The following is a 12720-nucleotide window of genomic DNA, read 5'->3' on the forward strand; positions in this document are numbered from 1 at the left end:
CCGTGACATCCACGACACCCGCGCCGTCCGCGATACCCATGACACCCGCGGACGCCTCGCCCGCCGTCCGCCTCGACGGCGTCAGCAAGAGCTACGGCGACTCGTACGCCGTCCACGACCTCACCCTGGACATCGCCCCCGGAGAGTTCTTCTCCCTCCTCGGTCCCTCGGGCTGCGGCAAGACCACCTCGCTGCGGATGATCGGCGGCTTCACCGACCCCACCGACGGCACCATCCTGCTCGGCGGCGAGGACGTGACCTGTCTGCCGCCCAACCAGCGCAACGTCAACACGGTCTTCCAGAGCTATGCCCTCTTCGACCATCTCTCCATCGCCGACAACGTGGCGTTCGGGCTCAAGCGCAAGGGCGTCGGCCGGGCCGAGATCCGCGAACGCGTCGCCAACATGCTCGACCGGGTACAGCTCGGCTCCCTCGCCGACCGCAAACCCCGCACCCTCTCCGGCGGCCAGCGCCAGCGGGTCGCCCTGGCCCGTGCCCTCGTCAACCGCCCTCAGGTCCTGCTGCTCGACGAGCCGCTGGCCGCACTCGACCTCAGACTCCGCCGCCGGATGCAGGTCGAACTCAAACAGATCCAGCGCGAGATCGGCATCACCTTCGTCTTCGTCACCCATGACCAGGACGAGGCGCTGACCATGTCGGACCGGGTCGCGGTCATGAACGAGGGCCACGTCGAGCAGTGCGGAACCCCCGAGGACGTCTACGAACGCCCGGCGAGTACCTTCGTCGCCTCCTTCATGGGCACTTCCAACCTGGTGCCCGGCACCTACCGCTCCGGCGCGGTCGTCGTCGATCAGGGCCCGTCGCTCCCCGTCGGCTCCCGCACCGGTGTCACCGAAGGCAGCAGCGTCAACCTCTCCATCCGGCCCGAGAAGATCTGGCTCTCCGACTTCACACCGGACATGGCCCTGGTGACCGGCGTCGTCCGGGAGACCGTCTACTCCGGCCCGACCACCACCTACCTCATCGAACTCGCCCCCGGCGTCACCGTGTCCGTACTGGAGCAGAACACCGACCGCTCCCGTATGGAGGACCGCTGGAGCGGCGGCGAGAGCGTCGAGATCGGCTGGAGGCCGGAGCACTGCCTGGTCCTGGACCGGCCCGCCGACCGGCTGAGCGACGCACCGAAGGGACGCGTATGAACCACGACGTCATCGTCGTCGGCGCGGGACTCGCCGGCCTCGCCGCCGCCCGCGACCTGGCCGCGGGCGGAGCGGACGTCCTCGTCCTCGAGGCCCGCGAGCGGGTCGGCGGGCGCGTGGAACAGACCGCACTGCCCGACGGGCGGCTCGTCCAGCTCGGCGGAGAGGTGGTCGGCCGGGCGCACACCGCCTACCTCGCCCTGGCCGCGGAACTCGGACTCACCCTGATCCCGAGCTATGTCGCCGAGCCCGGGGCCATCGCCCGCGCCACCCCGGAGGGTGTCTTTGCCGGAGACCCGCCGCACTGGTTCGGCCCCGGCGACGACACCTGCCACCGGCGGGTCACCGCCGCCTTCGCCGCCCTGGCGCGCAGTGTCGACCCGGACGACCCGTGGTCCCACCCCGACGCCACCGCCCTCGACCGGCTGTCGGTCGGCGACTGGCTGCGCTCCGAAGGAGCCACCCCCGAGGTCGTACGACTCTGGGAGATCGGCCAACTCGCCCTCGCGAGCGGCTCGTACGAGCGGACCTCGCTGCTCTCCGCTCTGCGCAAGCACGCCGCCGTACCCGGCAGCGGCGACCGTGGCAGTGACCATTACGACTACGAGGACTGGGAGGGGCTGCGGGTCGCCGAGGGGTCGGCGACCGTGGCGCTGCGCATGGCCGCCGCCCTCGGCGACCGGATACGGCTCGGCGCACCGGTGGACGCCGTCACCGTGCGGCCGGGAGCCTGCACGGTCCGTCTGACCGGCGGGGAATCCCTCTCCGCCGGCGCCGTCGTCAGCGCCCTGCCCGTCGGCCCGCTCCGCTCGGTCGCCGTCACCGGCGTGTCCGACGAGCGCCTCGCCTCACTGCACCGGCAGCGCCAGGCGGTCGCGGCCAAGTTCGCCGCCGCGTACGACAAGCCGTTCTGGCGCAGCCGGAATCTCAACGGACTCTCGGAGTGCGAAGGCGTCCTGGGCAGCACCTGGCCGCAGAACCAGGGAATCCTCTCCGCCCTCGTCCCTCCCGAGCGCTACGGCGTACTGCTCGGCATACCGTCCCCGCTGCGCCGGCACGAACTGCTCGCGGACATCGCCCGCCTCTACGGCGAGGAGGCACACCAGCCGGTCACCACGTATCTGCGGATGTGGGGCACCGACCCCTGGACCCAGGGGTACGTCACCCAGTGGACGCCCGGCGATGTCATGGCCGTCGGCCCGCTGCACGGGACCCATGAACCGCCCTTCTACGTCTGCGGCTCCGACCAGTGGGTCGCCGGCTACATGGAAGGCGCGGTACGCACCGGCCGCGCCGCGGCAAAGGAGGCCCTGCGCCGTGGCTGAGACCCAGAGCGATGCGGTGATCCTCAATCACATCGGGGGAGCGGACCGGCCCGCTGCCTCGGGTGAGGTGAGGGAACTCGTCGACCCCACCACCGGAAAGGCGCACCGCAGCGCCCCGCGCTCCGGCCCCGCCGACGCGGACGCCGCCTGCGCGGCGGCGGCAGCGGCGTACGAGAGCTGGTCCCTGACCACCCCGGCCGAACGGCAGCGAGCCCTGCTGCACATCGCCGATGCAATAGAGGCCCACGCCGACGAACTGGTGGCGGCGGAGGTCGGCGACACCGGCAAGCCGTCGGAGCTGTTCCGTTCCGACGAACTGCCCGCGATCACCGACACGTTCCGCTACTTCGCCGGAGCCGCGCGCAATCTGCCGGGTGCCGCCGCGGCCGAGTACACCGAGGGGCGCACCTCGCTGCTGCGCCGTGAACCCGTCGGTGTCTGCGCACAGATCACCCCGTGGAACTACCCCCTCATGATGGCGGCGTGGAAGATCGCCCCGGCCCTGGCGGCAGGCAACACGACCGTACTCAAACCCGCCGACACCACACCCTCGTCATCGGCCCTGCTGGCCCGGATCGCCGCTGAACATGTGCCGCCGGGCGTGCTGAACGTCCTCTGCGGCGACCGTGCCACCGGCCGGGCGCTCACCGCCCACCCGGCGGTCCGGCTGATCGCGGTCACCGGCAGCGTCCGGGCCGGGCGGGAGATCGCGGCCGCGGCCGCGGCGGACCTCAAGCGAGTCCATCTGGAGCTCGGCGGCAACGCTCCGGTCATCGTTCACGACGATGCGGACATCGAGTCGACCGCGGCGGAGCTCGCCACGGTCGCGTACTACAACGCGGGCCAGGACTGCACCGCCCCGACCCGGCTCCTGGTGCACGCCCGGGTGTACGACGCCTTCGTCGCTGCCTTCGCCGCCCATGCGGACAAGCAGCGCGCGGGCACCGACTTCGGCCCTCTCAACAGCGCGGCCCAACTCGCCTCGGTGGAAGGCCTGTTGAGCAGGCTGCCCGAGCACGCCGAGATCGTCACCGGGGGATCCGGGAACCAGCGGCCCGGCTACTTCCACGAAGCCACCGTGGTAGCCGGCGTCCGTCAGACCGACGAGATCGTGCAGGAGGAGATCTTCGGCCCGGTCGTCACCGTCCAGCGGTTCGCCGACGAGGGCGAGGCGCTCCGGCTGGCGAACGACGTGCGTTTCGGGCTCGCGGCCGGTGTCTGGACCACGGATCACGACCGCGCCATGCGGGCGACCCGGGCGCTGCACTCGGGAATCGTGTGGGTGAACACCCATGGCACGACCGTGTCCGAGATGCCGCACGGCGGAGTCAAACACTCCGGCTACGGCAGCGACCTGTCCATGGCCGGCCTGCTGGACTACACCCAGGTCAAGCACGTGATGCTGTAACCGGGAGTCAGCACTGTCCGAAGAGCCGCTCGAGGACGACGGCCACCCCGTCCTCCTCGTTCGACGCGGTGTGCCGCTGCACCGCGGAGAGCACCGATGGGTGGGCGTTGGCCATGGCATAGCCGGAGCCTGCCCACTGCAGAATGGCCAGGTCGTTCGGCATGTCGCCGAAGGCGACGACGTCCGAGGAGTCGATTCCGCGTGCTGCGCACAGTACGGAGAGGGTGCCCGCCTTGGTGACGCCCGGCGCGCTGATCTCCAGCAGACCCGCGCCGCCCGAGTGGGTGAACTGCGCGACGCCGCCGGCCGATGCCTCCGCGGCGGCGAGCAGGAAGTCCGCATCGAGCTGCGCCGACCAGGCGAGCAGCTTGGTGATGGGGACATCGGCCAGCCACAGGTCCATCAGGGACGCCACCGCCACTTCGGCGTCGGCTGCGCCGGGGAAGCGCAGCCCGAACCGCGGCTCGTACAGGACCTGATGGCCGGTCTCCACGGCGAAGCCCAGTCCGGGTGCGGCGACCGACAGTGCGGCGGCCACCTGGCGGGCGGTGGGCACCGGCAGGGGGCGCGTCTCGACGACGGTGCGCGCCGCGACATCGTAGAGGAGGGCACCGTTGCTGCACACCGCCGTCCCCACCAGCCCGGTCGCGGCGACGACCATGTCGACGAACCGGGGTGGCCGGGCGGTGACGAAGACGACCTCAGCGCCCGCATCGAAGGCACCGCGCAGGGCGCGCAACGTGCGGTCCGAGAGAATGCCGCCGCGGCGCAGCAGCGTACCGTCGAGATCGGTGGCGATCAGCCGAGGACGATTCATCGCCCGATGCTACTGAACCGCCCGGCGCACGCGGTGCGAGTGCGAGTGCGAGTGCGAGTACGTGTGCGTGTGTGGGTGTGGGTGACGAGTACGTGAGGCGGCCCGCACGATACGCGGTCAGCGCACGTCACCCGGGTCCGCGCTCACGCGGGCTCGTCGGGTCACCCCCCGGCGGCCGTCGCCGGCCCGTAGACAGTGGCGAGTTCGACCGCGAGGCGCGCCAGCCGCTCCCGCGCCGCCGGCGGCTCGAGGACCTCGACACGGGCTCCGAGCCCGGCCAGCTGCGCCGCCAGGACGTCCGGGGACGGCCCGTCGATCTCGATCTCCCTCCACCCGTCGGCGAGTGAGCGACCGATCCGCAGCCGCCCGCCGAACAGACCCTCGAGGATCGGCTCGGCGCCCGGTTCGGCCCGGGCGCGCACGGTCGCCGCGACCATGCGGTCCTCCATCTGCGCGGCCAGGGAACGCCATGCGGCGGCGAGATCGAACCCGTCCGGCCGGACGACGGGATCGCCGGTCGCCTCTGCGGAGGTGACGCGGCTGAGCCGGAAGGCGCGCAGGCCGTGGTCGGTGCCGGCGAGGAGGTATTGGACGCCGGCCTTGGACACGAGACCGAGCGGATGGACCGTACGCTCGCCGGCAGGCTTGCCCGGGCCCGCGTACCCGAGCCGGATCTGTGTCCCTTCCACGACGGCACGCTGGAGCGCGTCGAGGTGGGGCGCCGCGGCCGTGAGGGGGGCGCGTGACCAGTCCGTGTCGTCGGTGGTGCCTGCTCTCGCCGCGGCCTCGGCGCCGGAACGGAAGGTCGTGGGCAGGGCCCGCACCAACTTGCGCAGTGCCACCCGCAGTTCGGGCGTGGCCGACGAAGGCCCCGCGACGAGGAACAGCGCACGGATCTCGCCTGCGGCGAGCCCGGTGAGGTCGGTGCGGGCTCCGCCGACCAGCGACCAGCCGCCGCCCCGCCCGCGCTGTGAGTACACAGGAATGCCGGCGCTCGCCAGCGCCTCCAGGTCGCGTCGCGCGGTGCGTTCGGACACCTCGAGCTCCGCGGCCACCTCGGCCACGGTCACCCGCCCGCGCGCCTGAAGGAACAGCAGTGTCGCCACCAGTCGATCGGCTCTCATGCGGGTCATTCTCCCCAGGAAAGTGGCCAGAAGGTGGCCTGTTCAGTCTCCAGGATGGAGGCACGGCCCACAGCCGTGAGAACTGAGGCACGGCGATATCAGCCGAGGTACGCGCCGCCGTGCATGTCGAAACGGGAGCTGATCATGATCGTAGTAACAGGGGCCACCGGGAACGTCGGACGGCCGCTCGTGCAGGCACTCGCCGCAGCCGGCGCGCAGGTGACAGCGGTTTCACGACACCCCGCGGGCGTGGATGCGCTCGGAGCCGTACGGCATCGGCAGGCCGATCTTGCCGAACCCCAGAGCCTGAAGCCTCTGCTCGACGGAGCCGAAGCATTCTTCCTCCTCGTCGCCGGTGCGGGGGAGAACATCGACCCGCGCGACATCCTTGAGGTCGCGAAAGCCGGCGGGGTCCGACGAGTGGTTCTGCTGTCCTCCCAGATCGCCGGGACGCGACCCGAGGCGCCCTCCCACGCCCACCTCCGGGCGATCGAGGACGACGTTCAGCAGTCGGGTCTGGAGTGGACGGTCCTGCGGCCGAGCGGCTTCGACTCCAACGCATTCCTGTGGGCGGACATGGTCCGCTCACAGCGCACGGTCGCCGCGCCGTTCCCCGACACCGGGCTCCCGGCCATCGACCCGGCCGATATCGCCGACGTCGCGGCCGTGGCCTTGCGGGAGCCGGATCACGCCGGTCGCGTCTACGAACTCACCGGGCCCTCGCCGGTCTCGCCACGGGAGCAGGCTCAGGCGATCGGTGACGCATTGGGGGCCCCGGTGCGGTTCGTCGCGCAGAGCCGTAACGAGGCCCGGGCGCAATTGCTGCAGTTCATGCCCGAGTTGGTGGTGGACGGCACCCTGTCCATCCTGGGCGAGCCGTCCCCCGCCGAGCAGAGGGTGAGCCCCGCCGTCGAGCAGATCCTCGGCCGGCCGTCCCGCACCTTCACCGAGTGGGCGGCGCGGAACATCGCGGCGTTCAGGTGACGGGCCCGCGGTGACATTCCACCGGAGTCGACGCCGGCGGCCCACACGTCGCCGGCGGCCCGGCAGCACCCGGCCGGGTATGCCGTCGTACGGCAAGAGGTCCGGTACGGGCCCGCGCCCTGCGACTGCCCGCCTGTGCAATCAATGTTTTCGCTTCGGGTTAGCCGGAAGCTGCCCGGGAAGTCATCCGGTTGCGCAAAGCTGTTCCATCAGCCGGGACGAGGGACAGCGGGGGAGGCGTCCGTGGTCATCGGGGAGAGACCGGTCGTTGAGGAGCCGCGCCTGGCCGTACGTCGCCGGTCGTCCTCCTTATGGTCACGTCGCAGCTTCCTCATCGCCTTCCTGCCCGCGCTGGCCGCCGTCCTGACGGGCGTGGCCGTCCTGGCAGTCTCGGGGAACATCCTTCTGCCCTTCGAGCGGGTCATCACGCTGGAAGGCAAGATGGCGTCCAAGCGGGACTTCTTCGAGGACGAGGAAGTGCAGCGGATCCTGATGAAGCATCGCATCCGGGTGCACATCACCAGCTCCGGATCGCGCGAAGTGGCCGTCGGGGACATCTCCTCGTACGACTTCGTCTTTCTCTCCGGACAGCCCGCCGGGGATCTGATCACCAGGCAGCGTGCCGAGAAGAACGCATACGTCAAGGTGCACCGCCCGTTCGTCAGCCCCATCGTGCTCGCCACGTATCGTGAGTACGCCGAGACGCTGCGGGACGCGGGCATCGCCACCGCACAACGCGCCGCCGGACAGGGCCAACCCCTCTATTACGTCCTGGACATGCGGAAGTTCCTGGAGAGCATCGACGAACAGCGCCGGTGGAACGACATCGGGATACAGCAACACGGGATCACCAACGCCAACAGGATCCTCGCCCAGACGCCCGACGTCTGCGGCGCCAACTCGGCGGGAACCTACCTGGCGCTCGTCGCCTTCACCTGGCGCGGCAGGGGCAACGAAGTGCCGGACAGCGATCAGGAAGCCGACGACCGGGCCCGGGACATCAAACCCCTCATGGAGCAGGGCCTGCCGGCCGCGGACGTCTTCCGTACCTACATGTCCCCGGAAGGAAAGGGAATCGCGCCCGTGGTGGTGGCGTACGAGCACCAGTACCTCACCTACCAGGTGCACTACCAGGCCGAGTCCAAGAAGCTCGACTCCCAGCGGGTGCTCCTCTACCCGTCCACTCAGTTCGTGACCCAGCCCCAGTTCCTCGCACTCAACCGGGACGGCGACCGGCTCGGTGACCTCATCAGTCAGGACCCCGAACTGCGGCAGCGGGCCATGGAGCTGGGCTTCCGGATTCTCGACCCGACGGGAGAGGTCGCGGGCGACCAGCTGACCCGGTTCCTGGAGCAGCGCGACATCCCGGTCCCCTCGATGGAGAGCGACGACACCAGGTCGTCGATGCCCAGACTCCGGTTCCTCGAGAGGATGATCTCCATCGTGGGTGACTGCCCGGCCGCCGGGGATCCGGCCGGGCGGCCCGAATGAGGCCGCGGAGCCGTGTGACCGGCTTCATCGCCCTGGCTGTGGCGTGGCTGTTGCTCGGCGCTGCCACCGCCTGCTCCACGGACGATCCCGAGCCGGTCACCTTGCGGGTGCTGGCCAGTTCGGGGCTCGCCGATATGCGGCCGGTGCTCGACGATCTCCGCCGGGAGACCGGGATCAGACTGGAGATGGACTACCGGGGCACCGTGGACGCGAGCAACGCACTTGCCCCGGGGGGCTACCGGCACGATCTGGCCTGGCTCTCCTCCGACCGCTATTTCCGGCTCAAGCTGAAGGAGGCCGGGCGCCACACCGAGAAGCCCCTGGCCACCAGCATCATGCGCTCTCCCGTCGTCATCGGTATGAAGTCCGCCGCGGCCGACCGGCTGCGCCGCAGGACGTCCGACGGGCAGATCTCCTGGGCCGATGCGGCGGACGCCGCGGCGGACGGGTCCCTGCGGTTCGGCATGGCCGACCCCCGGCACACCAACAGCGGCCTCGCCGCGCTCGTCGGAGTGGCAACCGCCGCCGCGGGCACGGGCGGCGCACTCCGTCCGCAGGACGTCTCCTGCGACCGGCTGCGTGGCTTCTTCACCGGACACCGGCTCACCGAGGACTCCTCCGATCGCCTGGCCGGCGGATTCGTACAACGCCAGGACGATCTGGACGCCCTCATCACCTACGAGTCCGAACTGCTCTCACTGAACAGCAGCGGAAAGCTCCGCAAGCCGCTGGAGATCGTCTACCCGAAGGACGGCATGGTGCTGTCCGACTACCCGCTGCTGCTGCTCGATCCTGCCAAGCGCGCCGCGTACGACAGACTGGTGGACTGGCTGAAGAGCGAACCGGTCCAGAAGAAGATCATGGAACGCACGCTGCGCCGGCCGATCGATCCGGGTGTGCCCCGGATCCCGCGCCTCCGCGAGCCCGTCGGCAACGCCCTGTACTTCCCGGACGACCAGAAGGTCGTCGACCGGCTCCTCGCCGACTACGGCGATCCCCGGCGGGACAGGCCCGCCCGGGTGATCTTCCTTCTCGACTTCTCCGGGTCGATGCGGGGCGAGCGCATCGCGCAGCTCCGCGCCACCTTCGACGGTCTCAGCGGCGCAGACGATTCACGGTCCGGAAAATTCGTCAGGTTCTACCGGGGCGAGTCGCTCACCGTGATGAGATTCGGCGGCCGTGTACTCGACGAGCGCAACGTGACCTACGAGCGGCAGGGGGACCTGGACCGCCTCCGCGGATTCGTGGCGTCCGACGACTTCGGCGAGAGCACCGCCATCTGGTCCACTCTCGACCACGCCTATCAGAAGGTGTCCGGGATCGTACGCGACCACCCTGCGCAGGCCGTCTCCATCGTTCTCATGACGGACGGTGAGAACAACGCGGGGATGGACCTGGACGCCTTCGTCCGCCAGTACGAAACGCGTCCGCCCGCGGCCCGCGCGGTGCGTACCTACACCATTCGCTACGGCGAGGCCGACACCAAGGAACTTCACCGAGCGGCACGGGCGACCGGCGGCCGTATGGTCGACGCCACCGCCCAGTCCCTCCTCAGCGCTTTCAAGGAGATACGTGGGTGTGTTCAGTGAGGCGTGGTGGGCCGTCTGGTGGCCCTGGATGCTCCTGTGGCTGACAACCGTGGCCGGCGTCGTGACGCTGGTTGCCCTGACGTTCTCCTGGCTCACCCGCGGAAGGCGGACGAGCGGCCAGAACCTCACCTACAGCATCTGCTTCTACCTTCACGACAGATCCGTCATGGATCACTACCAGATGCGCGGCTACGCGGCGGCCCTCAGGAAAGAGGTGGAGCAAAGGACCAGCGACAGCAAGGACGGCACCATCCGCGCCACGGTCTTCGGGATGAGCGCAGGCGGTGGCAGGCGCGACAACAGCGAGATCGTCAGTAAGTACCTCGAAGTGGCCGAGCCCATTTCGGTGATCGGCATCATCATGGACGTGCTCGAGGAGAAGGGCGTCATCGTCCACGTCGATCTCGTCAACCAGACCGTCAGACGCAACGACGCACTGGCCAACGGGCCGGCTGCCCTGCACGGCTCCGGGGCCTCGCCGCAGACCGTACGCCTCCGCGACATCGAGGACTTCGTGCTGATCAGGGGCCGGTTCCGGAAGATCAGCGAAGCGGCCGAATCCACGGTCTTCCTGGCCCCCTACGGCGACCCGGACGATCCCGCACGGGGTCCGCGCGTCCGTGTCACCTGCGCCACGGAAGGGCTGCGCAACGAGGTCCCGGAGGGCACCTTCTCGGCACGCTGCCTCGGCAAGGTCCAGGACTGGAACGCCGAGGACGCGGTCCTGGAAGTCCAGGCCATGGCGATCTTCCGATAGCGCACTGAGCCATCCGGCAGCGCAGAGGCACGATGCCCGAGTGGAACGGCCGGGTCTCCACCCGTCGCAGCCTCAAGACCCTGCTCCCCTCCACAAACAACCGACGGCCGCGCCCAAGGACGACCGGGTACTCGAACAGCCGGTTCTGTCAGTGGTGCACGGCAGGATCGGGGATATGCGCTACATACGCTGGACCTCGGATCGCATGTTCGTCTCGTACTGCCAGTACTACCTGGTGGGTGAGGACTTCCTCACGGTCTATGACGACACCGATACCGTGTCCCGGATCTTCGACGGCAACAGCCTGGCCGCCGGCGGACCGGAACACCTCACCGTGTACGCCGGCACCCACACCGGCTGGATACGCCTGACCACGGAACAGCGCTCCGACGCGCCCCCGCCACCGGGGGACGCATGGGAGACGGCCGTGGAGGTGAGCATCTACAGCACCAGCGGAGTCATGCGGCTCGAGAGGTGGGGCGGCGACTCTGTGGAGGAAGCGGGCAACTTCGCATCCGCCGGGCCGGGCTGGTACCGGGTTCGCGTCCAGACCCGCGGCCGGGACGAAGGCGATGCCCACGAAGGTGACGAAAGCAGCGAGGAGCACTTCCTGAGTGTGTGGCCGGCTCCTCCGGAGCCGGACGTCGTTCACAGAGCCGCCGATGCCTTCGCCGGCGCACACTACGACCCCGCCCGTCCCCCCGGCCGGCCCATCCACCCCGATGACCCGGTCGCCTTCGCCGATCACAGCGAGTACGGAGGAACACCCACGCCCCTCACGGCCGCGCCCGACATCGTGGTGCTGCCGAGTGATGACGACCGGCGACCCGACGACGCCTCGTAGGGGCCGGTCCCCTGACTCCCTCAGGGAGTTACCGCTTACTCCCGTCGCCGTTGCTGTGGTGGGCGATGCACGCCACGTCGATCCGGTCCGCCAGCTTGGCCAGCTCGATCGTCAAGGTCGCCACCGTCTCACCGTCCAGGTCCGAGCCACCGGTGCGTACTTTGGTGAGCCACTGTTTGCCGAGCCTGCGCAGCAGCCGGCTGACCTCGTCGGCCGGTACCTGCAAAACGCCATCTGTGTCCGGGACCAGAGGCAGCGTCACCTGCTGGCTCATGTTTCCTCCCTGGAAGCCAGGGCCTGACGGCCGAAGTCCTGCAGCACAAGGAACTCCTCATCGGTCGTCGACGCGGTCTGCGGCCACGGCATGCGGCCGTCGAGCAAGTGGTTGCCCCGCAGCAGGCTGCCCAGCCGCCCGGCACAGGGCCAATCCACATCATCCGCGATGTGGGCGGCGTCCGCACGCAGGACGAGGCCCGATCGGGTCACCCGCGCTGCTTCGGACCGATCCGCAGCTCGCGCTCCTCGGCCCCGTGGCCGACGTCGCGGTGTCCCTTCTCCTCCACCGAGAAGTGTGCCCGGAGACCGGCAACGAGGCGCTGCACATCGTCCGGGCGACCGTAGACGAGCGCCGGGACGACAGCAGTGAGCAGGACCGCTTCGTTCAGAGGATGCTGCTTCCGCGCGTCGAAAGATCTGGTGGACACCACCGTGCCCTTGCCCGAGGCGATCTCACCCCGCCCGGGCCCGGTCGGGGTCGGGGTCGGGGTGAAGATCGCGCTCAGGGACTCGTACACGACTCCAGCCGCCTGGCTGCTGGCCATGTGCACCCCGACCGTCCCGGGTTTCCGGCGCTGTGCAGACGTCTTTTCCTTGACTTGATGCCGCATACCCCCAGCATGGGGCAGCCGCCTGCGCTCTGCCGTCGCTGCGCTGCCTCGGCAACTGCCGCGTCGGCACGGGGGCGAGGGGCCACGCCCGCATCGACCGGCCGGGGCTGTCGACGCCAGTACCGGCACAGCGGCTCGGCGGGCGGGTTCGAGCCGGCCTCAACCCGTTCCGCGACACCGGGAAGTTGTTTCCGCTGTTCGGGTTGCCCGCCGACGGGACGCGTAGCTGCCGCGACGGGAGCGAGAGCTGGTGCGGGCAGGCTCAGGCCCCGCTCGCGGCCCGGTCAGAGCGACATCGGCGCAGACCCGGACGCAGACCGGGACACAGACCCCG

The 12720-nt window shown here is 70.0% G+C and carries 13 protein-coding genes; 8 read left to right on the top strand and 5 right to left on the bottom strand.

Features of this window, described 5'->3' with window-relative positions:
* Nucleotides 1–2 precede the first annotated feature (2 nt).
* Genes OG883_RS37795 through OG883_RS37805 form a run of 3 tightly spaced genes read left to right on the top strand, consistent with a single transcriptional unit; the run spans nt 3 to nt 3893 of the window.
* Nucleotides 3–1160, top strand: coding sequence for an ABC transporter ATP-binding protein (locus tag OG883_RS37795; RefSeq protein ID WP_266551291.1), 1158 nt, complete (start codon nt 3–5; stop codon nt 1158–1160).
* On the top strand, nt 1157–2485 hold the full coding sequence (locus tag OG883_RS37800) for an NAD(P)/FAD-dependent oxidoreductase (protein WP_266551293.1): 1329 nt from the start codon (nt 1157–1159) through the stop codon (nt 2483–2485). The genes OG883_RS37795 and OG883_RS37800 overlap by 4 nt, the downstream gene beginning before the upstream one ends.
* Nucleotides 2478–3893 (top strand): aminobutyraldehyde dehydrogenase, encoded by a 1416-nt coding sequence (locus OG883_RS37805; RefSeq protein ID WP_266551295.1) that lies wholly within the window; start codon nt 2478–2480, stop codon nt 3891–3893. Before OG883_RS37800 ends, OG883_RS37805 begins: the two co-directional genes overlap by 8 nt.
* Nucleotides 3894–3900: 7 nt before the next feature.
* On the opposite strand, the gene OG883_RS37810 is transcribed toward OG883_RS37805, so the two are convergent.
* Together OG883_RS37810 and OG883_RS37815 are read right to left on the bottom strand one after the other, a co-directional pair.
* Complete coding sequence (locus OG883_RS37810; RefSeq protein WP_266551297.1) at nt 3901–4710, bottom strand: HAD family hydrolase; 810 nt, start codon at nt 4708–4710, stop codon at nt 3901–3903.
* 161 nt (nt 4711–4871) lie between these two features.
* A complete protein-coding gene (locus OG883_RS37815; RefSeq protein WP_266551299.1) occupies nt 4872–5834 on the bottom strand; it encodes a YafY family protein in 963 nt (320 codons plus the stop codon).
* A 144-nt stretch (nt 5835–5978) separates the two neighbouring features.
* On the opposite strand from OG883_RS37815, the gene OG883_RS37820 reads away from it, so the two are divergent.
* The 5 genes from OG883_RS37820 (at nt 5979) to OG883_RS37840 (ending at nt 11499) form a co-directional block, all read left to right on the top strand.
* The gene (locus tag OG883_RS37820; protein ID WP_266551300.1) at nt 5979–6818 is read left to right on the top strand and encodes an SDR family oxidoreductase; all 840 of its coding nucleotides are present in this window, start codon (nt 5979–5981) and stop codon (nt 6816–6818) included.
* 243 nt (nt 6819–7061) lie between these two features.
* Complete coding sequence (locus tag OG883_RS37825; protein ID WP_266551302.1) at nt 7062–8309, top strand: hypothetical protein; 1248 nt, start codon at nt 7062–7064, stop codon at nt 8307–8309.
* Between the two features lie 14 nt (nt 8310–8323).
* A complete protein-coding gene (locus tag OG883_RS37830) occupies nt 8324–9898 on the top strand; it encodes a VWA domain-containing protein (RefSeq protein WP_266551304.1) in 1575 nt (524 codons plus the stop codon).
* A complete protein-coding gene (locus tag OG883_RS37835) occupies nt 9882–10655 on the top strand; it encodes a hypothetical protein (RefSeq protein ID WP_266551306.1) in 774 nt (257 codons plus the stop codon). Before OG883_RS37830 ends, OG883_RS37835 begins: the two co-directional genes overlap by 17 nt.
* A gap of 175 nt (nt 10656–10830) precedes the next feature.
* On the top strand, nt 10831–11499 hold the full coding sequence (locus OG883_RS37840; RefSeq protein ID WP_266551308.1) for a hypothetical protein: 669 nt from the start codon (nt 10831–10833) through the stop codon (nt 11497–11499).
* Between the two features lie 28 nt (nt 11500–11527).
* Here OG883_RS37840 and OG883_RS37845 read toward each other — a convergent pair whose 3' ends face one another.
* Genes OG883_RS37845 through OG883_RS37855 form a run of 3 tightly spaced genes read right to left on the bottom strand, consistent with a single transcriptional unit; the run spans nt 11528 to nt 12320 of the window.
* Nucleotides 11528–11773 carry a DUF6213 family protein gene (locus tag OG883_RS37845; RefSeq protein ID WP_266551310.1) on the bottom strand — a complete coding sequence of 82 codons (246 nt, stop codon included), beginning with the start codon at nt 11771–11773 and terminating at the stop codon, nt 11528–11530.
* Entirely contained in the window at nt 11770–11985 is a 216-nt protein-coding gene (locus tag OG883_RS37850) for a hypothetical protein (RefSeq protein WP_266551312.1), read from the bottom strand. The genes OG883_RS37845 and OG883_RS37850 overlap by 4 nt, the downstream gene beginning before the upstream one ends.
* Entirely contained in the window at nt 11982–12320 is a 339-nt protein-coding gene (locus OG883_RS37855; protein WP_266551314.1) for a hypothetical protein, read from the bottom strand. Before OG883_RS37855 ends, OG883_RS37850 begins: the two co-directional genes overlap by 4 nt.
* Nucleotides 12321–12720 lie beyond the last annotated feature (400 nt).

The organism is Streptomyces sp. NBC_01142, from assembly GCF_026341125.1.
Lineage (GTDB): Bacteria > Actinomycetota > Actinomycetes > Streptomycetales > Streptomycetaceae > Streptomyces.

Excerpts from the sequence above, each read along its gene's own strand:
- OG883_RS37800 (WP_266551293.1), top strand. The coding sequence starts at position 1,157 with ATGAACCACGACGTCATCGTCGTCGGCGCGGGACTCGCCGGCCTCGCC.
- OG883_RS37810 (WP_266551297.1), bottom strand. The coding sequence starts at position 4,710 with ATGAATCGTCCTCGGCTGATCGCCACCGATCTCGACGGTACGCTGCTG.
- OG883_RS37815 (WP_266551299.1), bottom strand. The coding sequence starts at position 5,834 with ATGAGAGCCGATCGACTGGTGGCGACACTGCTGTTCCTTCAGGCGCGC.
- OG883_RS37820 (WP_266551300.1), top strand. The coding sequence starts at position 5,979 with ATGATCGTAGTAACAGGGGCCACCGGGAACGTCGGACGGCCGCTCGTG.
- OG883_RS37840 (WP_266551308.1), top strand. The coding sequence starts at position 10,831 with ATGCGCTACATACGCTGGACCTCGGATCGCATGTTCGTCTCGTACTGC.
- OG883_RS37845 (WP_266551310.1), bottom strand. The coding sequence starts at position 11,773 with ATGAGCCAGCAGGTGACGCTGCCTCTGGTCCCGGACACAGATGGCGTT.
- OG883_RS37855 (WP_266551314.1), bottom strand. The coding sequence starts at position 12,320 with ATGGCCAGCAGCCAGGCGGCTGGAGTCGTGTACGAGTCCCTGAGCGCG.